This window comes from Brevibacterium sp. R8603A2, assembly GCF_023072605.1.
GTDB lineage: Bacteria > Actinomycetota > Actinomycetes > Actinomycetales > Brevibacteriaceae > Brevibacterium > Brevibacterium pityocampae.
Map to the genome: position 1 here is coordinate 1 of NZ_JALLGN010000014.1, position 21580 is coordinate 21580.

Genomic DNA, 21580 nt, shown 5'->3' on the forward strand with positions numbered 1-21580 from the left:
GCCCTCGGCCCTCATCTCGTCGATGAACGCGAGGATCAGCGGTTGCGGGGGTCGAGCTCCCCCGCGAAGAAAATCGAGGCCCGGCGCAGGATCTCGTTGTCCTCACGCAGCCGCTTGACCTCCGCCTGCAGCCGCTTCACCTCGACGGACTCCTCTCTCGTGACGCCGGGCCGGGTCCCGTCGTCGACCTCGGCCTGCGCCAGCCAGCGCCGCACGGACTCACGTGAGACACCTTCCTGGCGCGCGACCGCGGCCGTCGCCGCGGTCAAGGTGGGGTACTCCTGGGCGTGGTCCCGCACGAGCCGCACGCACCTCGCGCGCAGCTGGGGATCGATCTTCTTCGGCATGCTGTCCATCCTTCCGGACTCAAACAGCAGCGGCATCAAACCCAGGGCGGTTCACCCGGGTCTGCTCGACTTCGCCGCCGCCGAGCTCACCGCTGCCGATGTGGAGTAAACCCCCGCACCGCCATCTGCCACACCCCGGGGCTTCGCACCCGGGCCGCGGAATCTACTCTATAATCAAGGTGCCTTGACTATTGAGACCATATTCTGCACCAGGGGGCAGACGATGAGCGAGACTCGATCCGCAGATCACCCGGCGGATGCTCCGCATCCCGAGGACGACCGGAAGCCCGACGATCCGACCGACCTCACGAAACCGTCGTGGAAGTACGTGCTCCGGACGACCATCCGCGAGTTCGCCGCCGACGGTTGCACGGACGTGGCCGCAGGGCTCACCTACCGCACCGTGTTCTCCGTGTTCCCCGGCCTCATCGCCCTGGTCTCGATCCTCAGCCTGTTCGGGCAGAGCGGGCAGACCGTCACCGCCGTCCTCGACCAGGTGCAGGGCGTGGTGCCGGAGGACACCTGGAACAGCGTGCGTCCCCCGCTCGAGTCGGTGCTCACCGCGCCGGCGCCCGGCCTCGGCCTGATCATCGGTCTGCTCGTCGCACTGTGGTCGGCCTCGGGGTATGTGAAGGCCTTTGGCCGCGCGATGAATACCATCTACGACGTGCCCGAGGGTCGTGGAGGCATCAAGCTCACCCTGCAGATGTACCTGCTCACGGCGCTCATCCTGGTGCTGGGTGCTGTCGCGCTGATGATCTTCGTGCTGTCCGGCCCGGTCGCCGAAGGAGTGGGCGATCTGATCGGCCTGGGTTCCGCCGCGGTGGGTGTGTGGAACGTGGCCAAGTGGTTCGTCCTGGCGTTCATCGTCGTCTTCGTCGTGGCACTGCTGTACTACGCCACGCCGAATGTGCAGCAGCCGAAGTTCCGGTGGGTCAGCTTCGGTGCGCTGATCGCCATCCTCGTCTCCGTGCTCGCGACACTCGGGTTCTTCTTCTACGTGTCGAACTTCGGCAACTACAACGCGACCTACGGCGCCCTGGCCGGCGTCATCATCCTGCTGCTGTGGATCTACATCATCAATGCGATCCTGCTGTTCGGCGCAGAGGTCGACGCCGAGCTCGAGCGCGGACGCGAGCTGCAGGCCGGGATCCCCGCAGAGGTGGACCTGCAGCTGCCGCCGCGCGACACCGCTGCCAGCGACAAGAAGGCGAAGAAGTTCGACGAGGATGTGCGCCGCGCCCGCAGCCTGCGGGTGACCGCGGGCGGCACGCAGGAGCACCCCGTCGCCGCCGAGAGCGAGGAGACGGCTGCCGGAGAGTCCTCCGGAACCTCAGAGGACGACCCGCGGCGGTGAGCAGCGCGGGGATGCCCCGCAGCGGGTGAGGCCCGCTCGGTGCGGGCCCGGGCTCAATCGCCGGGCCACTCGCCGGCGAGCCGCTCGCATGCGCGGGCCCGGCTCTGAAGCGTCCAGCGCCTTGACCACGGCGTACAGACCGACGGCTCGCTCATGTCCTCACTCCCGCAGCGCCCGGGCCACCTCGCGCCGCTGGGCCTGCTCGACCGGATCGGGCACCGGGAGCGAAGCGATGAGACGCCGCGTGTAGTCGTGCTGCGGGTTGCCGAGCACCTGCGCACCTGTCCCCTCCTCCAGCAGCCGGCCGTGGAAGAGCACGCCGATCCGATCGGAGAGCATGTCGACCACGGCGAGGTCGTGGCTGATGAAGAGCGCCGCGTAGTGGAACCGCTCCTGCAGCTCGCGGAACAGCTCGAGCACCTTCGCCTGCACCGAAACATCGAGTGCCGAGGTCGGCTCGTCGGCGATGAGGAGCTCCGGGTCGAGCGCGATGCCGCGGGCCAAGGACGCACGCTGGCGCTGCCCGCCGGACAGCTCGTGGGGGAACCGGGCGGCATAGGACTGCGGCAGCTGCACGGCCTCGAGCAGGTCGAGCGCGGCCCGCCGGCGCTGCTGATCGCCCAGCTCCGGACGGTGCACCGCGAGCGGCTCGGCCACGCACTCGCCGATCGACAGGTGCGGGTTGAAGGAGGCCGCCGGGTCCTGGAACACGAACCCGATCCGCTTGCGCACGGGTCGGAACGCCTTCTCCCTGAACCCGACCATCTCGTGGTCGAACACCGTGAGCGAACCCCCGGTCGCCCGGGTCAGACCCGCGATCGCGCGCCCGATGGTCGTCTTGCCCGACCCCGATTCGCCGACGAGGCCGAACACCTCGCCCGGCCGGATCTCGAAGCTCACGCCGTCCACGGCGGCGAAATCGCTCTTGCCGAAGCCGCCCGGATAGACGATCTCGAGGTCGCGCGCGACGACCACCGGCGCGATATCCGGGCGCACGTCCGCGGCCGGATCGGCACCGGGAGCCGCGGCCGCCGCCCCCGCCGAGGCGCCTGTTGCAGCCTCGGCGACCGGCACCTCGGTGACGGAGAGCCGGGGCACGGCGGCGAGCAGCCCGCGCGTGTACTCGTGGGTCGGATTCGCGAACAGGGTGCGGACGTCCGCGGTCTCGACGAGGTCGCCGCGGTACATCACGGCCACCCGGTCGGCGAGGTCGGCGACGACGCCCATATTGTGGGTGATGAGGACGATCGAGGTGCCCATGTCGTCGCGCAGGTCGCGGAGCAGGTCGAGGATCTCGGCCTGCACGGTGACGTCGAGCGCGGTGGTGGGTTCATCCGCGACGATGAGCCGGGCCCCGAGCGCGAGCGCCATCGCGATGACGATCCGCTGCTTCTGCCCGCCGGAGAACTGGTGCGGGTAGTAGTCGTGGCGCTCCTCGGCGTTCGGGATGCCCACGTTCTCCATCGCCTCGACGACGCGCGCCCGCATCGCCTTCCTGCTCATCTTCGGGTTGTGGGCGCGCAGGCCCTCGGCGATCTGCCAGCCGACGGTGAACACCGGGTTGAGCGCGGTCGAGGGCTCCTGGAACACCATCGACACATCCGAGCCGCGCATCTGCCGCAGCTTCTGCTCCGAGGCGGTGAGCACGTTCCGGCCCGACAGCAGGATCGCGCCGTCGGTAGTGGCGGTCTCCGGGAGCAGGCCGAGGATGGCGGGACCGGGACGGTCCAACGAGCATGAGAACCCGCACATCGTGGCTGGTGACGACACGGTGCTAGCCACGGTGGAACCGGGTAAAGAGCTCGACCGTGACGATGCTCTCGCGCTGGCTAACACGCTGGATCATCCGCGCAAGATGTATGGCCGCGAAGTGAAGGTTCCGATCCGCCGCTACGACGCCGAGGCCGGCAAGAGAGTGAAGGTGGGCGAGAAGGACGGGCACGTGTGGCACTGCTCCCTGTCGCTGAAAGCAGACGCCGACGAACCGTTGACCGACGAAGCCTGGAAACTCATCGCCGAACAGTTCGTGGATCGCATGGGATTCATCGACCCGGACGGCGCGAAATCCTCACGATGGGTCGCGGTCCGGCATGGCCTGTCGAAGAACGGAAACGACCACATTCACCTCGCCGTGCAGATGGTCACCGAGGACGGTTCCCGCGCACGAGAGCACAACGATCAATCACGCGCGCAGAAGATCTGCAGACAGCTTGAACGCGAGTGGGGCCTGGCGATCACCGAAGGTGCTGCCCTCAAGCAGACTCTGCCGCACGAGAAGCGGTGGGAACGCGAACGCAGCGAGCGGGAGCACGCTCCGCACTACGAGCGGCAGGAACTACGGCGGCGCCTGCGAGCGGCAGCGGCCGGAGCCACGAGCGAAGCGGAGTTCGTCCAGCGCGTCTACTCGTCCGGCGTCATCATTCGACCCCGCTTCGCGCAGGGCAGCACTGACCAAATCACCGGCTACTCGGTGGCGCTTCCCGCACCCAAGGGCGTCGACCGTGACCCGATCTTCTACTCACCTGCGAAGCACCTAGACAAGAACCTGAGCTTGCCCAAGGTGCGCGCCTCACTCGGCGCACCAAAAAAAGGCGACCCACAAGCCGTGGGAGTGTGGCAGGAGCACCACACCGCCACCCGGAAGGACGCGCCACCGCAGACGTTTGCGCCCCCAACGGAAGCACTGCGGAACCGTCTCGCGGCTGGCAACGTGTCGTTGGTGGACCTCTCACGGATCTACGCATCCGCCTCGATCCACTTCGAGAAGGGCGAGGCCGGCCCCCTGGCCGAAGCCAGCGAACACATCGCAGCTGTGGCCACCAACCCGATGCAGGCCGGACACTCGGCCCGACTCATGGACCGGGCGCTCAGTCGGGATTCCATCGAGGGCTGGACGGCGCTCATGCGCCAAGCCATGAAACTCTCGCAGGTGATGAGCCGCAATCGGTTCGGCGGTGGCCGCGTCCAGCTCGCCGCAGCACATGACCAGGTACTCGAAGACGCCGCGAAGCGGCACAGTTCGGGCACCACAACAGCAGTGCGCGAGCGTTCCCCCGAGACGCGCGAACGCGGCCGAGGAGGCGGCGCAGCGATGAACTCCCGCGAACGGCTGTTCGGGATGCCCGGCAGCAGTGCGAAGCCGACCAAACCACCAAGGCCCGGACAAGGACAACCCACCCGCGACCCGGCGCGCGACCGCGACGACGGGATCGGACGATAGGAGGCGGAACCATGAGTGTGAACCCCGCAGAGGAAGAGACCGAGTCCTTCAACGAGATGGGCCGGATCGCACGCGGCCTCGGCATGGCCGGCATGCAGATCAAGGAAGCCGGCGAACGCAAACGTGAAGCACGAGAGCGAACGTGCAGAGCGCCAAGAACAAGGCGCTGAGGCAGAGCAGCAGCGGCAGGCTCAGGACCGCCACCGCGACGAAGCCGAAGCGGCCAAGGCGCTACACAAGGACGCCTACTCGGCGCAGTTCTGGAAGTCGACATCGAACGCACACCTGGCTCGCTCCATCGTTGACGCCCAGGACCTCGCAGCAAAGGGCCACGGACCGGCGAACAGCGCCTACATGGCGTTCGCTGACCGCGTCCGGGACTTGCACGGTCTCAACATCGAAAACCTGACTTCTCAAGGTGCCGATGGAACCGCACGTTTCAACGCACTGCAAGCTGCCCTCGACGACCACAATGCCGCTGGCCGTCTGCGTGCCGAGGAACGCACGAACGACACCGCCGCCGAGTCGGTCCGGGAAGAACAGCAGGCGCAGGCCGAGGACGAAGCCGCCCACGATCCTGCCCTCCGCGAGGCCGCGATGAGTGAAGCCGCCGAGGCCGGTATCGACACCGACGACTACCTCGACCGGTTGTCAGCCGAGGACAGGGACGCGTTGCTGGCAGACCCGGAGAACCCGGAGGCGCGAGACGCCCGAATCGAAACAGCCACACGCGAGGACGCTGGGGCTGATGCCGACCGCACCCACTCGGAGTCCCACCCTGAGGAAAAGCACTACGACACCGCCGCCGATACAGCCGGCGACGACGCCGACCTTGCGCGGAAGCGCGAGACCGGCCACCTGGCAGCCGCAGCGTCACTGCCTGACTCCCAGCACAACCGGGACATGAGCCGGCATCTGGACGAAGTCGCCAAGCGCGACCCACAGGCAGCTGCCACCAGACGGGAAGCGCTCAAGAACATCTCGGGCGACGCTAAGGACTATCTGCGGCGTTCCGTTGATTCGAAGGCTCATGTCCGCAAGGCAGGCCAGAGTCAGCCCACACGCGAACGCGAGCACGTCCAGCAACGCTGACGCACACATCAAAGGGGCACCCAACCAAAGCGGTTGGGTGCCCCTTCGAGTGCCGGTCAGTCGAGTCGGAACAGGTCTGGAACCGTCAGCGGAGAATGCGGCAACGGCTCCGGCATATCTCGCTCACCGTCCGGGTCCGTCTTGTTCGGATCGTAGGCATGGAACGGCCCCTGCGGGTCGAGGATGACCCGCATCATCGGGTCCAGGTAGTCGCGAAAGAACGTCACGATTCCCGGCCCGCCCTCCAGCCGCATCTTCTCCCAGGACGCCCACAGCGCCTCCAGGCGCATCACGACCTCCGAGTACCGCCACCACTGCGGGTCCCACCGGAACTGCGAGACATCGCGTAATGGCCGCGAGTAGTTCGGCAACAGCCAATCAGTCACCCACTGATCCAGGGACGAGTAGAACGGCTCGAAGGCCGGCTCCGTCTCCGTGATCTCTTCCTCTGTTGCTTCCTCGATGGGTTCGGCCGGTGCGAAGTCATCCGACATGCTGGTCCTCCTTGCCGATCTGCGAGGTCGACGCGCCGCTCTGGGTCGCCGAGGACGTCTACGACCAGGTGAGCGTCGAGACCGAGGTGCAGTCCGAGGACGAGGAAGAGGAGATCAAGGAGTTCCGCGACTTCGTCGAGCACGTCGACCCGGAAGAGTTCGAGAAGTGGACTGACTGAGGGCGCACCGGCCCCGGCCTATCGCGTCAGGTGCGCCTCGGGCGCCAGGCACCTCAGAAGCCTGACTACACCGTCCGCGTTCTCGACAGCGAGGGATCCCAGCCTGACCCAGGGCAATCAGACTTGGGACGCCTCCACGAACTCCGCGTAGTACTTCTGCGCGACGTTGGGGTGCGACCGCAGCCGCGATGCAAAGGCATTCTCCCCGTAGACGGCGTGCAGCGCGTCCCGCTCGTCCTGGGAGACTCCACGGGCGCGGGCGGCGAGCTCCGAAGGCAGCTGCACCTCGGGCAGCGAGCTGCGCAGTGCGGGATTGAAGAAGAACGGGACGGAGATCCGGTCCTTCCCCGGCTGGGTGGGGAGCACCCTGTGAACCGTGGCTCTCAGATACCCGCCGGTGGCAACCTCGAGCAGCTTGCCGATGTTCACGATGAAGACGTCTTCGATCGGGTCAGCGTCGATGTAGCCGTCATCGGTCAGCACCTGCAGACCTGTGGTGCCGGGCTGCGGGTACAACAGCGTGAGCACTCCTCCGTCGCGGTGCTCTCCAACCCCCTGCGTGACCGTCTCGTCAGCTGGGGCCGGGTAGCGAATGATCTTGATGAAGGACTCCGGACCATCCTCGAAGGCCGGAGCGAAGAGGTCTGCCGGCTGCCCGAGGCTCAGCGCCCATTCGGACAGCAGCTTGCCGCCCAGAACGGTGAGCTGCCGGTGCCACCGGTCGGTCACCTCACGAAGCTCGGGCAGAGACGCAGGGTACTGGTTCGGACCGGTCAGCCGATCGAAGGGGAACTGCGGATCTGCAACCGGTTCGCGGTTCGGACCGATGTCGATCTGCTCCCGCCAGTCGACCTTCCCCCGCGTTCGCTCCCCACCCGTCCGCGTGTAGCCGCGGAAGTGAGGGGACTTGGTGTTCTCGATCGCCAGCTTCTCCTCCTCAGGAAGAGCGAAGAAGCGCTGGGCCACGTCGATGATTTCGCCGAAGTCCTCAGCGGGAATGCCGTGGCCGGTGAGGTAGAAGAATCCGATTTTGTGGGTCACGCGACGGAGATCGTCGCGAAAGGCCTGGGCCGTACTCGGATCGTCGGCCCGGGACAGGTCGATGATCGGCAGTGTGGAATCTGACATTGTGCTCTCCTCGTCTCGTTGTCGCTTGCGGCGGGCCGTAATCGCCCGACGTCATGCTCCGCTCGCCGCGACCTCTTCCTCGCTGCGCAGCAATTCGACGAGCTGCTCGGCGGTCCAATCGTCCTTGAACTTCAGATTTCCCCCGTTGAGCTCCGTCACGGCCTCTTGCACCTCGGACGAGTGGTAGACATCGATGAGCGTCTCCCACCGCGGATCGTCGGCGTTCTCCTCTTTGGTGACGAAGGCGTTGATGTACGCGTCGTTCGTCCCGGACTCGAGGTCGTCCTTGTAGATGATGGCTTCGTCGCCGAGCCCGCCCTTCTGCGCCTGGGTGTTGTTGACGACCGCTGCAGCGGCCGAGCCGTTGAGGGCGGTGACGGTCTGATTCGAGTCGACCGGCGTGATCTCCACCTTCGCGGACTCGATCTCCGCCGGGGTCGAAAGCGAGTCGCCACCGTCCTTGAGGGTGAGCAGTCCAGCTTCCTGCAGGTTGAGCAGGGCGCGGGCCTGGTTCGTCGGATTGTTCGGAATTGCGACCTCCGCACCCTCCGGCAGTTCCTCGAGCGAGCCGTAGTCCTTCGAGTACAGCGCGAGCGGATAGACCGCCGTCGCTCCCACGGGAACCAGAGTCCCGTTGTTGTTGACGTTGTACTGCGCGAGGTAGGCGAGGTGCTGGAACAGGTTGATGTCGATATCGCCGTTCTCTGTGGCGGTGTTGATCTGCGTACCGTCCGAGAAGGTCTTGACCTCGGCCTCGATCCCTCCTTCGGCGAGCTTCTCCTGGATGATCAGCCAGTGCTTCTCCTGGCCGTCATCGGTCCCGATGGTGAGGACATCGTCTGGGCCTTCCGCAGAGGCTGCCCCTCCCCCGCACGCTGCCACGCTCAGCAGCAACCCGGCGGCGGATAGGGAAAGGGCGGTCTTCACCCACGAATGAGTTGTCGGACGGGTCATGGCATTCTCCTCGGCGTTGAGTTGAGTCTGATGCTCGGAACGCTATGCCCGAGGCGCATCGGGAGTATGTGGGGAATGTCTCAGAAAGTCGCGATTCGTCACACATCCACCTCAGATGACGCACAAGGTCACCATATGACGATTGGCGGTTCCCGTTCAGCCGGCTCGTCGTTCACTGTCACCTGTGCAGACAACCGCAGGGAGTGATCCGGTGAGTGACATCGATCCCCACATCCGCTTCATAAGTATTTTCAAGGAGTACCCATCCCCGCGCGGCAAGGAGAGCAGCGTGAAGGCTCTCGACGGGGTGTCTCTCGACATTGCACGCGGCTCTGTCGTCGGCATCGTCGGCTACTCCGGTGCCGGCAAGTCGACCCTCGTGCGACTCATCAACGGGCTGGAGCTGCCCACATCCGGCAGCGTCGTCATCGACGGCACCGACATCACCGGACTGCCGGAGACCAAGCTTCAGAAGGTGCGCAGCCGCATCGGCATGATCTTCCAGCATTTCAATCTCTTCGGCTCGCGCACTGTCGCCGGCAACGTCGGGTACCCGCTGAAGATCGCCGGCTGGTCCAGGGAGAACATCAAGGCCAGAGTCACCGAGCTGCTGCGCTTCGTCGACCTCGAGGACAAGGCTGATGTCTATCCGAGGCGGCTGTCCGGCGGGCAGAAGCAGCGGGTGGGCATCGCGCGCGCCTTGGCAACCAGCCCTGAGATCCTGCTCGCGGACGAGGCGACCTCCGCACTCGACCCGGAGACGACGACCGAGGTGCTGGGACTGCTGCGTCGCGTGAACCAGGAGTTCGGAACCACCACCGTGGTCATCACCCACGAAATGGCCGTGGTCCGCGAGCTCTGCGACAACGTCGTGATGATGGAGAAGGGTCGCATCATCGAAGCGGGCAGCACCTACTCCCTCTTCTCGAATCCAGTGACCGACACCACGAGGAAGTTCATCGCCACCGCTACTCAGGGAACTCCGTCCGCAGCCACGCTCGAACGCCTCCGTGCCCGCCATCCGGGCACGATCGTGGCCATAGAGATCAACGAGGAGTACGGCTCGTCGGAGGTCAACCGCATGCTGGCGGCCGCGCAGGTCACGGGCACCGTGGTGTTCGGCGGAGTCACCGAGATCGGCGAGCGCCCGCTCGGCACCCTGACCTACGAGCTGACCGGACCACCCGAGGCGATCACCGCTGCGATCGAGCAAATCGCAGCACACACCCGCACCGAGGTGCTCTCCTCGCAGCAGCCCCAGAAGGAGGTTTCCCATGGACACTGATTGGCCGACTTTGCTCCCCGTCCTCCTGCAGTCGGTGCAGGAGACACTCGTCATGGTCACCGCCACCATCGTGCTGAGCGGCATCGCCGGGCTGATCATCGGTGCTGCGCTCTACGCCTCCCGACCAGGCAACCTGTTCGAGCAGCCGGTGGTGTTCGGAATCCTCAACGTCATCGTCAACATCGTGCGGCCGATCCCCTTCATCATCTTCATCACCGCCATCGGACCGCTCACTCTTCTGGTCGTCGGGACCACGATCGGCACGGCTGCGGCGATCCTGCCGATGACCCTCATGGCCTCGGTCGTCATCGGCCGGGTCGTCGAGCAGAACCTCGTCGCCGTGGACCCGGGAATCGTAGAGGCGTCCCGGGCGGCCGGTGCCGGGCGACTGCGCACTCTGTTCAGCATTGTCCTTCCCGAGGCGCTCGCCCCGCTCATCCTTGGCTACACCTTCATGCTCATCGCCATCGTGGACATGTCCGCGATGGCCGGCGTGGTCGGCGGCGGCGGCTTGGGCAACTTCGCGATCATGTACGGCTACCAGCAGTTCGACTGGAACGTCACCCTCGTCACCGTGACCGTCATCATCGTCATGGTGCAGGTCGCTCAGCTCGTGGGCAACTGGGTCTCACAGCTCATCCTTCGGAGGTGATCACAGTCCGCACGACGAGGCAATGCCACGACGGCACAATGCGTAGATCCCAGTTTCACCGGCGGTCTGCATCCGGATGCGGCACGGTGCGATAGGCGTGCACGGATGTGACGAGCAGCCAGGCGAACCCTGCGACAACCGCAATCCAGAGGGCAAGCACTCCGAGACCGCTCAGGCCGCGCCGAACGCGACACCTGAACTGTTCTGACCGGGGCGTGCAGTGAGCAGCGCAAGCCGGAACTGTTCAGCACTCTGATTTCGCGCCGCGCGGGCCTTCGCCAGTGCGCGCAGGACCATGTAGTCGAGCCGTGGATCGATGTGCTCGCGAAACTTCGACGGCGGCTCGGGTGCGTGATGAACGTGCTGGAAGGTGAGCTCCACTTGAGAGCTTCCCACAAACGAGGTCCGGCCAGTCAGCAGCTCGTAGAGGACGCATCCCGCGGAGTATGCCCGCCTCATGAACGATCGCCCGCCACGTACTGAGCTGAGTCGCCTGCAGCCTCCGACGCCGCCCCGCGTACAGGTTGACGACACCAATGATGCAGTCATTCACGCGCAGCGGCATCGCATAGATCGATCCGAAGCCAACCTCGACCGATTTGGCGCTGAAAGTGGGCCAGCGCCGAACTCAATCTCCATTTGTGCCCCCGTGCTCCGATAGAGCTCGAGTGAGCTTCTGACAATTGCGCACTCCGGGGTCTGAAATGAGCTGCGCTTGGATCCTTCAGCCGTCTGCTTTCCTGCGGCTCAGGTCTAGACAAGGAAGCAGAAGACGGCGGTCGCAATGCAGATCACCAGCATCCCGATGGCGTTGACGAAGAGGTTGCGGCCAAAATCACGAGCGCGGATGTGCATGCTGATGGCGAGGATGAGATACACGATCAGGCACACAGTGGTGAGCGCGGCCAGGCCGGGAATCCGGATCCCGAGGATGAGGCCTGCCGCCGCTGCGAACTTGATCGGTGGAATCACCCACCACCAGCGACGCGGGAAGCCGACGTCCTCGAAGCACCGCCCGATGAACTCCAAGGGCTTGATGCACACGAGCCCGTCGATGAAAGAGATGACCGCCAGCAGGATGACCGGCCATACAGGATCCGGCAGGAGCTCCATAACGCATACCGTACCGTGCAGCGCAGCGACCGGCGGTGCGTCGCGTGGTGAAGCGCCTCTGCAACGACCCATTGAACCCGAGCCCATTTTCTCGACCACGAGTGATCACGGTCCGGGTGATGATGCCACCGGTGATGCCGCCGGTGGCCGCGGGCCCGCCAGCCCCCGCCCCTACCGCAGCGCCCGGGCCACCTCGCGCCGCTGGGCCTGCTCGACCGGATCGGGCACCGGGAGCGAAGCGATGAGACGCCGCGTGTAGTCGTGCTGCGGGTTGCCGAGCACCTGCGCACCTGTCCCCTCCTCCAGCAGCCGGCCGTGGAAGAGCACGCCGATCCGATCGGAGAGCATGTCGACCACGGCGAGGTCGTGGCTGATGAAGAGCGCCGCGTAGTGGAACCGCTCCTGCAGCTCGCGGAACAGCTCGAGCACCTTCGCCTGCACCGAAACATCGAGTGCCGAGGTCGGCTCGTCGGCGATGAGGAGCTCCGGGTCGAGCGCGATGCCGCGGGCCAAGGACGCACGCTGGCGCTGCCCGCCGGACAGCTCGTGGGGGAACCGGGCGGCATAGGACTGCGGCAGCTGCACGGCCTCGAGCAGGTCGAGCGCGGCCCGCCGGCGCTGCTGATCGCCCAGCTCCGGACGGTGCACCGCGAGCGGCTCGGCCACGCACTCGCCGATCGACAGGTGCGGGTTGAAGGAGGCCGCCGGGTCCTGGAACACGAACCCGATCCGCTTGCGCACGGGTCGGAACGCCTTCTCCCTGAACCCGACCATCTCGTGGTCGAACACCGTGAGCGAACCCCCGGTCGCCCGGGTCAGACCCGCGATCGCGCGCCCGATGGTCGTCTTGCCCGACCCCGATTCGCCGACGAGGCCGAACACCTCGCCCGGCCGGATCTCGAAGCTCACGCCGTCCACGGCGGCGAAATCGCTCTTGCCGAAGCCGCCCGGATAGACGATCTCGAGGTCGCGCGCGACGACCACCGGCGCGATATCCGGGCGCACGTCCGCGGCCGGATCGGCACCGGGAGCCGCGGCCGCCGCCCCCGCCGAGGCGCCTGTTGCAGCCTCGGCGACCGGCACCTCGGTGACGGAGAGCCGGGGCACGGCGGCGAGCAGCCCGCGCGTGTACTCGTGGGTCGGATTCGCGAACAGGGTGCGGACGTCCGCGGTCTCGACGAGGTCGCCGCGGTACATCACGGCCACCCGGTCGGCGAGGTCGGCGACGACGCCCATATTGTGGGTGATGAGGACGATCGAGGTGCCCATGTCGTCGCGCAGGTCGCGGAGCAGGTCGAGGATCTCGGCCTGCACGGTGACGTCGAGCGCGGTGGTGGGTTCATCCGCGACGATGAGCCGGGCCCCGAGCGCGAGCGCCATCGCGATGACGATCCGCTGCTTCTGCCCGCCGGAGAACTGGTGCGGGTAGTAGTCGTGGCGCTCCTCGGCGTTCGGGATGCCCACGTTCTCCATCGCCTCGACGACGCGCGCCCGCATCGCCTTCCTGCTCATCTTCGGGTTGTGGGCGCGCAGGCCCTCCGCGATCTGCCAGCCCACGGTGAACACCGGGTTGAGCGCCGTCGAGGGCTCCTGGAACACCATCGACACATCCGAGCCGCGCATCTGCCGCAGCTTCTGCGGGGAGGCGGTGAGGACGTCGGTGCCGGACAGGACGATCGCCCCGCCGGTCGTCGCGGTCTCCGGGAGCAGCCCGAGGATCGACTTCGCGGTCACCGTCTTGCCGGAGCCGGACTCGCCGACGATCGCGAGCACCTCGCCCGGGCGCACGCTCAGGTCGAGGTCGTTGACGGCGTGGACGTCGCCGGCGTCGGTGGCGAAGGTGACGTCGAGGTCGGAGATCGTCAGCCGGGCCCCACCCGCCCCGGTGCCGGCGGCCCCGGTGCTCCGGGCGCGGCTGTTCTCATCGTGCGCTGCAGCGAGGTTGTCCGAGGTCATCGCAGATCCCCCTTCGTCGTCGTGGCGGCCGAGGACCCGGTCGCCGAGGTGCCCGCGGCACCGGGGGCAGTCGCCGAGGACCCGGCAGCACCTTTCGCACGGGCACCGGCACCGGCACCGGCCCGCCTGCGGCCGCGGGCCCGGCGGCGCACGCGCAGGCGCGGGTCGTTGAGGTCATTCATCGACTCGCCGACGAGCGTGATGCCGAGCACCGTGAGCACGATCGCCAGGCCCGGGAACACCGAGGTCCACCAGATGCCCGAGGTGACGTCGGACAGCGCCTTGTTGAGGTCGTAGCCCCACTCCGCGGCCGAGGTCGGCTCGATGCCGAATCCCAGGAAGCCCAGGGCCGCGAGCGTGAGGATCGCCTCGGAGGAGTTGAGGGTGAAGATCAGCGGGATGTTGCGCGTCGCATTGCGGTAGATGTGGCGGGTGATGATGCGGAACTTCGACTCCCCGATGACCTGTGCGGATTCCACGAACGGCTCCGCCTTGAGGCGCACGGTCTCCGCCCGCACCACGCGGAAGTACTGCGGCACGAACACGACGGTGATCGAGATCGCCGCGGCCAGGACGCCGCCGACGACGTTCGACTGCCCGCCGGAGATCACGATCGTCATGACGATCGCGAGCAGCAGGGACGGGAAGGCGTAGATCGCGTCGGCGACGACGACGAGGATCCGGTCGAGCCAGCCGCCGATGTAGCCGGAGATCAGACCGAGCGCCACGCCGATGAACAGCGACATGACGACGGCGACGATGATGACGAACACCGCGGTGCGCGCACCCCAGATGACCCGGGAGAACACGTCGAAGCCGCCGACGGTGGTGCCCCAGATGTGGGCCGCGCTGGGCGGCTGCTGGGCGCCGAACGCCCCCTCCGGGGTGCGCAGCTGGGCGTAGTCGTAGGGCGCGATGAGCGGGGCGAAGATCGCGGCGATGAGCACGAGCGCGCAGATCACCAGGCCGCTGATGAGCATCCCCCGCTGCAGGCCGACGGACTGGCGCAGGTGGCTGATGACCGGCAGGCGCGACCAGCGCGAACGGGAGCTCGACGGGGCGCCGGGGGTCGCGGGCGCCTCGGGGGCGGGCGCTCCGGGAGCGCCGGGGGTGGGGGTGGTCTCGGTGCTCATCAGTACCTCACTCGCGGATCGATGAGAGCGGCGATGATGTCGACGACGAAGTTCGTCAGCGCGACGAGCACGGCCAGCAGGACGACGATGCCCTGGACAGCGACGAAGTCGCGCGCGGCCAGGTACTGGGCGAGCTGGAAGCCCAGCCCCTTCCACTCGAAGGTCGTCTCCGTGAGGACCGCGCCGGCGAGCATGAGGGCGATCTGCATGCCCATGACGGTGATGATCGGGATGAGCGCGGGCCGGTAGGCGTGCTTGGTGACGAGCCGGAACTCGGACACCCCGCGCGAGCGGCCGGACTCGATGTACTGGTTGCCGAGCGTGCCGATGAGGTTCGTGCGCACGAGCCGCAGGAACGTGCCGCCGGTGAGCAGGCCGAGCGCGACGGCCGGGAGCACCGCGTGGCGCAGCACGTCCCCGGCGGCGTCCATGTCGCCGATCCGCAGGGCGTCGAGCAGGTAGAGGCCGGTGGGGCCGACGACGCCGGACATGAGGAGCTCGGTGTTCCCGGTCGCGCGTCCCGCGACCGGCAGCACCGGCCACATCACGCCGAACACGAGCTTGAGGAGCAGGCCGGCGAAGAACACCGGGGTGGCGTAGCCGAGGATCGCGAGCACGCGCAGCACCGCGTCGGGCCAGCGGTCGCGGAACTTCGCGGCGACCATGCCGAGCGGGATGCCGACGAGGAACGCGACGATGAGGGCGAAGAAGACGAGCTCGAGCGTGGCCGCGCCGTAGGTCAGGAGGACCTCGGTGACGGGCCGGTTGTCCGACAGGGTGGTCCCGAAGTCGCCGCGCAGCAGACCGCCCATGTACTCGAAGTACTGGACGATGAGCGGGCGATCGTAGCCGGCGGCAGCGACGCGCTCGGCGAGCTGCGCCTGCGTCAGCCGGCCGCCGAGTGCGGCGGTGATCGGGTCGCCGGTGATCCGCATGAGGAAGAACACCAGGGTGGTGAGGATCCACACGGTCGGGATGATGAGGAGGAAGCGGACGAGGATGTACCGGCCGAGTCCCGAGCCCTGACGGGTCTTCGGGGACTTGACCGGACCCTCGGCGAGTTCCGGGGCTTGCACGCTGGCTGTCATGGATTCGCAATCGGGCTGGGGAGCAGGGGTGTGGTGCGGCGGCGCTGTCCGCGGATCACGCGGGCGGCTCGCACGGGCCGGGCCCAGGGAGACCCGGACGCCGCAGCGGGACGGGCAGGAAGATCCTACCCGCCCCGCTGCGGTGGTGGTGCCGGCGGGCGCCTCGGCCGAGGTGCCCACCGGGTGATCGGGTGACGTCACCCGGCCGGCCGGGCGAGGACCGCCCGACCGTTCGGCATCACTTGCCGAGGAGTGCCAGACGGAACTGGAAGGACGGATCGAGGGTGTCCTCGATGCCGGTGACCTCGGAGTTCGCCACGGCGATCTGCTCGCCCTGCAGCAGCGGCAGGGTGGGCAGGTCCTCGGACAGCGTCTTCTGGATGTCCTCGATCGCAGTGGTGCGCTCGCCCTCGTCCTCCATCGACACCTGCTCGTCGAGCTTCTGGTTGAGCTCGTCGTTGGTGTAGTCGTTGCCGAGGAAGCTCGGGGAGTCCTCGGTGTTGTAGAAGAACGGGACGAGGTAGTTGTCCGCGTCGGAGTAGTCGGGGAACCAGCCGAGCTGGTACTGCGGGTAGGCGTCGATGCGCTCTTCGGCGTACTGCACCCACTCCGTCGACTGGAGGTCGACGGTGAACAGCTCGGTGCTCTCCAGCTGGTCCTTGATCTGGGCGTACTCGTCGCCCGAGGACGGACCGTAGTGGTCCGGGCTGTACTGGAGCTTGATCTCGACGGGGGTCTCCACGCCGGCGTCCTCGAGGGCCTGCTTGGCCTTCTCGACGTCCGCGCCGCCGCTGCCGTCGCCGTAGGCGCTCTTGAGCTCCTCGGCCGCACCGGGCAGGCCGTCCGGCACGTGGCCGAACAGCGGGGTGTAAGTGCCCTTGTAGACCTGCTCGGCGATCGCCTCGCGGTCGATCGAGTGGGCCATCGCCTGGCGCACGGCCTTGGCCTTGTCCTCGTCGGCCTCGTCGGTCTCGGTGCCGAAGGGCATCGAGTCGAGGTTGAAGACGATGTAGCGGATCTCGCCGCCGGGGCCCTCGTGGACGGTGAGGTTGTCGTCGCCGCCGAGGTCCTCGATGTCGGTCGCCGACAGCGAGCGCCAGGCCACGTCGATGGTGCCGCTCTGCACGTCGAGCTTCATGTTGTTCGCGTCGGTGTAGTAGCGCATCTGCACCGCGTCGGACTTCGGCTCACCGAGCGCACCCTGGTACTCCGGGTTGGCCTTGTAGGAGACGAGCTCGTTGAACTGGTAGGAGTCGATGGCGTACGGGCCGCCGAACGCCTCACCGGAGACGATGTCGTCGTCGGCGGTGATCTCCTCGGCGGAGAACACGTCCTCGTCGACGATCGGGCCGGCCGGGCCGGCGAGCACGAGCGGGAACGTCTGGTCGTTCTCACGGGTGAGGTTGAAGACGACCGTCTGCTCGTCCGGGGTGTCGATCGACTCGAGGCCGCCGAGCAGCGAGGACGGTCCGTTGGGGTCCTGGATCGACTTCTGACGGTCGAAGCTGAACTTGACGTCGGACGAGGTGAGGTCGTTGCCGTTGGAGAACTTCAGGCCCTCCTTGAGCTTCACCTCGTACTTGGTCGGCTCGGTGAATTCGGCGGACTCCGCGATGTCGGGCTCGGTCTCGGCGGTGCCGGGGGTGTAGGCGAGCAGGAACGGGAACACCTGCTGCATGACGAAGAACGAGCCGTTGTCGTAGGAGCCGGCCGGGTCGAGCACGGTGACCTTGTCGGTGGTGCCGATCGTCAGGGCCTCACCGCCGCCTTCACCGCCCTCTCCCGAGGTGTCGGTGGTGGAGGTGGAGCAGGCGGACAGCAGGAGCGCGGTGGCGCTCAGTGCTGCACCGGCTTTGAGCAGCGCACGAGTGCGAGTCATCGATACATCCTTATCTCGGTCGGGATCTCAGGGTGGAGATCCGCTGGGGCTCGGCCGACATCGCGCGAGGCGGTGGGCGGCTGCTGCGCTCAGATCTGAGCACGCCATCCCTGTTCCGTGGGCATCGGCTGAAAGACACGGATCATCGTAGTCCCTTCCGGAACTCCCGGCCCCTGTTCGCCGCTTCGAAATGCGAATGCAATCGAATCGTCACTTTCGCGGGGCATGCGGGACGGGCACGCGGCCTCCCCGGCCGCGCCGGCCTCCCCGGCCGCGCCGGCTGCGGCCCTCCCGCACCTCGATGCGACTGATTCTGGAGCAGACGATGGAATTCAGTCGCAAACAGCCCCGAAGGGCCGATATTCGGCTGCCGTCTGCAGGAACAGTCGCATCCCCGGACCGGACGCCTCCCCGGGGCCGGCCTGAGCGGTGCGGAGGACGACCTCCGCACCGTCGGTCACTTGAGCGCGTTGCCGGCGGACCCGAGGTTCTGGCAGGCCTCGACGATGCGCGCGGCCATGCCGGCCTCGGCGGCCTTGCCCCAGGCGCGCGGGTCGTACTGCTTCTTGTTGCCGACCTCGCCGTCGATCTTGAGCACGCCGTCGTAGTCGCGGAACATGTGGTCGGCGACGGGCCGGGTGAAGGCGTACTGGGTGTCGGTGTCGATGTTCATCTTCACCACGCCGTGGCTCACCGCGGCGGCGATCTCCTCCGCCGTCGAACCGGAGCCGCCGTGGAACACGAGGTCGAACGGCTTCTCCTTGCCAACCTCCGCGCCGACGGCGTCCTGGATCTCCTTGAGGAGCTCGGGACGGAGCTTGACGTTGCCCGGCTTGTACACACCGTGGACGTTGCCGAAGGTCAGCGCGGTCAGGTAGCGGCCCTTCTCACCGGTGCCGAGCGCCCGCGCGGTGGCCAGGCCGTCCTCGACCGTGGTGTAGAGCTTGTCGTTGATGGCGTTCTCGACGCCGTCCTCCTCGCCGCCGACCACACCGATCTCCACCTCGAGCAGGGTGTTCGCCTTCGCCGACAGCGCGAGGAGCTCCTCGGCGATCTGAAGGTTCTCGTCGAGCGGCACCGCGGAGCCGTCCCACATGTGGGAGCCGAACAGCGGCTGCTCGCCGTTGCGGGCGCGCTCGGCGGAGAGCTCGAGGAGCGGCTTGACCCACGCCTCGACGGCGTCCTTGGGCGCGTGGTCGGTGTGGAGCACGATGTTGACGTCGTAGCTCTTGGCGACCTCCTGGGCGAACGCGGCGAACGCCACGGCGCCGCGCACGCGGTCCTTGATCGTCGGGCCGGACATGTACTCCGCGCCGCCGGTCGAGATCTGGATGATGCCGTCGGACTCCGCCTCGGCGAAGCCGCGGATCGCGGCGTTGATCGTCTGGGAGGAGGTGCAGTTGACGGCCGGATAGGCGAAGCCGCGGGACTTGGCGCGGTCGAGAAGCTCGCTGTAGACCTCAGCAGTTGCAATGGGCATGTCGTCTCCTTGTTCCACCGGGCCGCGCTCGGAATCGGCGGCGTGCGGGTCCTGCCTCCGATGTTTTCACGTCCGCCCGGCCGGTGCCAGTCATCAGCGCGCCCCTCACGGGGCTCCCAGGAGCCCGCCCCCAGGTGCCCGCCGATTCCGCGCGGCGCGGCACCGCGGCAACGGGGGTGCGCAGAGCACGGGCGGGATGGCGCAGACCACGGACGGGGTGGTGCGGACGGCGCCGAGGCGCCCGCCCGGTGCCGGTCCGGGCGGGCGCCTCGGGCCCGGGTCACTCGCCCTGCGGCGCCCCGCCGTCTGCGCGAGCGGCCTCCCCGGCACCCGGCGCCTCGGCTCGGCCGCGGGTGAACGGGCCGGTGGTGCGGGAGAGCCGGTAGTCGATCCGGTCGTCGACGCGCGTGTCGACCTGCCGGCCGAACGCGTGGTCGAAGTCGTCGGCGAGCTTGCCGCTGAGCATCGCGTAGCGCTCCTCCCGCTCCCGCTTCTCCCGCAGCGCCTGGTCCACCTGCAGGCTCCGCAGGGTGGACACGGCCATGAGGAGCATGACCACGCTGAACGGCAGCGCGGTGGCGAGCGAGGCCGCCTGGAGCGCCTGGAGACCGCCGGCGAGCAGCAGGCCGATCGCCAGCGCACCCTCGAGGAGGGCGAACATCACGCGCGACCACGTGGGCGGGTTGGGGTGGCCGCCGGAGGCGAGCATGTCGACGACGAGCGAGCCGGAGTCCGAGGACGTGATGAAGAAGATCGCGACGAGGACGATCGCGGCGACCGACAGGATGGTGCCCAGGGGCAGGCCGGTGAGCACGTCGAACAGGGCGGCCTCGGCGACGACGCCCGCCTCCGGGTCGACGAGGTCGCCGGCACCGAAGATCTGCCGGTAGATGCCGGCGCCGCCCATCACGGAGAACCAGAAGAAGCCGACGATCGTGGGCACGAGGAGGACGCCGGCGATGAACTCGCGGATGGTGCGCCCACGGGAGATCCGGGCGATGAAGACGCCGACGAACGGCGCCCAGGAGATCCACCAGCCCCAGTAGAAGATCGTCCACGAGGAGTTCCACTCGGCCCCCTCCTCGCCGGTGTAGGCGCCGACGTCGAAGGACATGTCGAGGACGTTGGCGAGGTAGGTGCCGAGCGACTCGATGAAGTTCTGGAACAGGAAGAGCGTCGGGCCGAGGAGCAGCACCGAGATGAGCAGGATGCCGGCGAGGGAGAGGTTGATGTTCGACAGCCACTTGATGCCCTTGCCGAGACCCGACACGACGGACAGGGTGGCGAGGAAGGTGATGACGACGATGAGGATGACGAGGATCGTGTTGTCGACCGTGTCCACGACGCCGAGGCTCGACATGCCCGAGGCGATCTGCTGGACGCCGAGACCGAGCGAGGTCGCGACGCCGAACACGGTGCCGAAGATCGCGAGGATGTCGATGACGTCGCCGACCCAGCCCTTGACGCGCTCGCCGAACACCGGTTCGAGGGCCCAGCGGATCGAGATCGGACGGCCGCGGCGGTGCACGGCGTAGGCGAGCGCGAGGCCGATGACGGCGTAGATGGCCCAGGGGTGGAGACCCCAGTGGACGAAGGTCTGCGCCATCGCGAGCTGCGCGAGCTCGGTCTCGTCGCCGCTCCAGCCCGGCTTCGGGCTCGACGTGGCGTAGGTCAGCGGCTCACCGACGCCGTAGAACACGAGGCCGATGCCCATGCCGGCGGAGAACAGCATCGCGAACCACGACAGGAGCCCGAACTCGGGGCGCTCGTCGTCGTCGCCGAGCCGGATGCGCCCGAACTTCGAGAGCGCGATGCCGACGACGAACACGATGAACCCGGCGATGATGAGCATGTAGTACCAGCCGAGGTTCGTCACGATCCAGCCCTGCACCGCCTGCAGCGCGGTGTCGGTGGGGCCCGGGGCGAGGATCGCGATCACCGCGACGGCGAGGATGACGAGCAGCGACGGCCAGAACACCGCCGGTGCGACGTTGCCGCGACCCAGGCGCACTCCCTGCCGCTTGAGCTTCTCGGTGATCTGCGCGTCGGTGTCGTCCTCGGCGATCTGGTGCTGCGGTTCGAGATCGGGGTCGATCGGGTCGACGCCGTCGTCGCGGGTGTCGGCGCGCGCGCCGGCCGCGCCGGTGCTATCTGATGCGTTCATCCGGGTGTCCGTTCCGTATTCGCTGAATCGTCGTGAGGTCTGGGTTCCGTATGGCCTGG

18 protein-coding genes and 1 pseudogene are annotated in these 21580 nt (G+C 67.5%); 6 read left to right on the forward strand and 13 right to left on the reverse strand.

Annotated elements, in window-relative coordinates:
• Nucleotides 1-347 (reverse strand): annotated as a pseudogene (locus MTQ12_RS12835) (transposase); the annotation flags it as partial.
• A 223-nt stretch (nucleotides 348-570) separates the two neighbouring features.
• Here MTQ12_RS12835 and MTQ12_RS12840 point away from each other — a divergent pair.
• The gene (locus MTQ12_RS12840) at nucleotides 571-1704 is read left to right on the forward strand and encodes a YihY/virulence factor BrkB family protein (RefSeq protein WP_247618915.1); all 1134 of its coding nucleotides are present in this window, start codon (nucleotides 571-573) and stop codon (nucleotides 1702-1704) included.
• 159 nt (nucleotides 1705-1863) lie between these two features.
• Here the strand turns inward: MTQ12_RS12840 and MTQ12_RS12845 are convergent, their stop codons facing one another.
• A complete protein-coding gene (locus tag MTQ12_RS12845) occupies nucleotides 1864-3435 on the reverse strand; it encodes an ABC transporter ATP-binding protein (protein ID WP_247618916.1) in 1572 nt (523 codons plus the stop codon).
• 22 nt (nucleotides 3436-3457) lie between these two features.
• On the opposite strand from MTQ12_RS12845, the gene MTQ12_RS12850 reads away from it, so the two are divergent.
• Both MTQ12_RS12850 and MTQ12_RS12855 read left to right on the forward strand, forming a co-directional pair.
• A complete protein-coding gene (locus MTQ12_RS12850) occupies nucleotides 3458-4924 on the forward strand; it encodes a relaxase/mobilization nuclease domain-containing protein (protein WP_247618917.1) in 1467 nt (488 codons plus the stop codon).
• Nucleotides 4925-5047: 123 nt separating this feature from the next.
• Nucleotides 5048-6016 carry a hypothetical protein gene (locus MTQ12_RS12855; RefSeq protein WP_247618918.1) on the forward strand — a complete coding sequence of 323 codons (969 nt, stop codon included), beginning with the start codon at nucleotides 5048-5050 and terminating at the stop codon, nucleotides 6014-6016.
• Between the two features lie 56 nt (nucleotides 6017-6072).
• Here the strand turns inward: MTQ12_RS12855 and MTQ12_RS12860 are convergent, their stop codons facing one another.
• Entirely contained in the window at nucleotides 6073-6510 is a 438-nt protein-coding gene (locus tag MTQ12_RS12860) for a DUF4913 domain-containing protein (protein ID WP_247618919.1), read from the reverse strand.
• 11 nt (nucleotides 6511-6521) lie between these two features.
• Here MTQ12_RS12860 and MTQ12_RS12865 point away from each other — a divergent pair, with 11 nt between their 5' ends.
• Entirely contained in the window at nucleotides 6522-6689 is a 168-nt protein-coding gene (locus MTQ12_RS12865) for a hypothetical protein (RefSeq protein WP_175406869.1), read from the forward strand.
• Between the two features lie 117 nt (nucleotides 6690-6806).
• Here the strand turns inward: MTQ12_RS12865 and MTQ12_RS12870 are convergent, their stop codons facing one another.
• Nucleotides 6807-7817 (reverse strand): 2-oxoglutarate and iron-dependent oxygenase domain-containing protein, encoded by a 1011-nt coding sequence (locus MTQ12_RS12870; protein ID WP_247618920.1) that lies wholly within the window; start codon nucleotides 7815-7817, stop codon nucleotides 6807-6809.
• A gap of 51 nt (nucleotides 7818-7868) precedes the next feature.
• A complete protein-coding gene (locus tag MTQ12_RS12875; RefSeq protein ID WP_247618921.1) occupies nucleotides 7869-8771 on the reverse strand; it encodes a MetQ/NlpA family ABC transporter substrate-binding protein in 903 nt (300 codons plus the stop codon).
• A 211-nt stretch (nucleotides 8772-8982) separates the two neighbouring features.
• On the opposite strand from MTQ12_RS12875, the gene MTQ12_RS12880 reads away from it, so the two are divergent.
• Nucleotides 8983-10056, forward strand: a complete 1074-nt coding sequence (locus MTQ12_RS12880; RefSeq protein WP_247618922.1) for a methionine ABC transporter ATP-binding protein — start codon at nucleotides 8983-8985, stop codon at nucleotides 10054-10056.
• Nucleotides 10046-10708 (forward strand): methionine ABC transporter permease, encoded by a 663-nt coding sequence (locus MTQ12_RS12885; protein WP_137318747.1) that lies wholly within the window; start codon nucleotides 10046-10048, stop codon nucleotides 10706-10708. Before MTQ12_RS12880 ends, MTQ12_RS12885 begins: the two co-directional genes overlap by 11 nt.
• A 171-nt stretch (nucleotides 10709-10879) precedes the next feature.
• On the opposite strand, the gene MTQ12_RS12890 is transcribed toward MTQ12_RS12885, so the two are convergent.
• From MTQ12_RS12890 to MTQ12_RS12925, 8 genes are all read right to left on the reverse strand, one after another.
• Nucleotides 10880-11089 (reverse strand): hypothetical protein, encoded by a 210-nt coding sequence (locus MTQ12_RS12890; RefSeq protein WP_137318746.1) that lies wholly within the window; start codon nucleotides 11087-11089, stop codon nucleotides 10880-10882.
• Nucleotides 11090-11461: 372 nt separating this feature from the next.
• Nucleotides 11462-11821: a DoxX family protein gene (locus tag MTQ12_RS12895; protein ID WP_247618923.1), complete on the reverse strand. Its 360-nt coding sequence runs from the start codon at nucleotides 11819-11821 to the stop codon at nucleotides 11462-11464.
• A gap of 171 nt (nucleotides 11822-11992) precedes the next feature.
• Complete coding sequence (locus tag MTQ12_RS12900) at nucleotides 11993-13777, reverse strand: ABC transporter ATP-binding protein (RefSeq protein ID WP_247618924.1); 1785 nt, start codon at nucleotides 13775-13777, stop codon at nucleotides 11993-11995.
• The gene (locus MTQ12_RS12905) at nucleotides 13774-14910 is read right to left on the reverse strand and encodes an ABC transporter permease (RefSeq protein ID WP_247618925.1); all 1137 of its coding nucleotides are present in this window, start codon (nucleotides 14908-14910) and stop codon (nucleotides 13774-13776) included. The genes MTQ12_RS12900 and MTQ12_RS12905 overlap by 4 nt, the downstream gene beginning before the upstream one ends.
• Nucleotides 14910-15998 (reverse strand): ABC transporter permease, encoded by a 1089-nt coding sequence (locus MTQ12_RS12910; RefSeq protein WP_247618926.1) that lies wholly within the window; start codon nucleotides 15996-15998, stop codon nucleotides 14910-14912. The genes MTQ12_RS12905 and MTQ12_RS12910 overlap by 1 nt, the downstream gene beginning before the upstream one ends.
• A gap of 238 nt (nucleotides 15999-16236) precedes the next feature.
• Nucleotides 16237-17877, reverse strand: a complete 1641-nt coding sequence (locus MTQ12_RS12915; protein ID WP_247618927.1) for an ABC transporter substrate-binding protein — start codon at nucleotides 17875-17877, stop codon at nucleotides 16237-16239.
• 457 nt (nucleotides 17878-18334) lie between these two features.
• Nucleotides 18335-19357 (reverse strand): class II fructose-bisphosphate aldolase, encoded by a 1023-nt coding sequence (fbaA, locus tag MTQ12_RS12920; protein ID WP_247618928.1) that lies wholly within the window; start codon nucleotides 19355-19357, stop codon nucleotides 18335-18337.
• Nucleotides 19358-19637: 280 nt separating this feature from the next.
• On the reverse strand, nucleotides 19638-21521 hold the full coding sequence (locus MTQ12_RS12925) for a BCCT family transporter (RefSeq protein WP_247618929.1): 1884 nt from the start codon (nucleotides 21519-21521) through the stop codon (nucleotides 19638-19640).
• Nucleotides 21522-21580: the final 59 nt, after the last annotated feature.

Excerpts from the sequence above, each read along its gene's own strand:
- MTQ12_RS12840 (WP_247618915.1), top strand. The coding sequence starts at position 571 with ATGAGCGAGACTCGATCCGCAGATCACCCGGCGGATGCTCCGCATCCC.
- MTQ12_RS12860 (WP_247618919.1), bottom strand. The coding sequence starts at position 6,510 with ATGTCGGATGACTTCGCACCGGCCGAACCCATCGAGGAAGCAACAGAG.
- MTQ12_RS12870 (WP_247618920.1), bottom strand. The coding sequence starts at position 7,817 with ATGTCAGATTCCACACTGCCGATCATCGACCTGTCCCGGGCCGACGAT.
- MTQ12_RS12875 (WP_247618921.1), bottom strand. The coding sequence starts at position 8,771 with ATGACCCGTCCGACAACTCATTCGTGGGTGAAGACCGCCCTTTCCCTA.
- MTQ12_RS12885 (WP_137318747.1), top strand. The coding sequence starts at position 10,046 with ATGGACACTGATTGGCCGACTTTGCTCCCCGTCCTCCTGCAGTCGGTG.
- MTQ12_RS12895 (WP_247618923.1), bottom strand. The coding sequence starts at position 11,821 with ATGGAGCTCCTGCCGGATCCTGTATGGCCGGTCATCCTGCTGGCGGTC.
- MTQ12_RS12900 (WP_247618924.1), bottom strand. The coding sequence starts at position 13,777 with ATGACCTCGGACAACCTCGCTGCAGCGCACGATGAGAACAGCCGCGCC.
- MTQ12_RS12905 (WP_247618925.1), bottom strand. The coding sequence starts at position 14,910 with ATGAGCACCGAGACCACCCCCACCCCCGGCGCTCCCGGAGCGCCCGCC.
- MTQ12_RS12910 (WP_247618926.1), bottom strand. The coding sequence starts at position 15,998 with ATGACAGCCAGCGTGCAAGCCCCGGAACTCGCCGAGGGTCCGGTCAAG.
- MTQ12_RS12915 (WP_247618927.1), bottom strand. The coding sequence starts at position 17,877 with ATGACTCGCACTCGTGCGCTGCTCAAAGCCGGTGCAGCACTGAGCGCC.
- fbaA (WP_247618928.1), bottom strand. The coding sequence starts at position 19,357 with ATGCCCATTGCAACTGCTGAGGTCTACAGCGAGCTTCTCGACCGCGCC.
- MTQ12_RS12925 (WP_247618929.1), bottom strand. The coding sequence starts at position 21,521 with ATGAACGCATCAGATAGCACCGGCGCGGCCGGCGCGCGCGCCGACACC.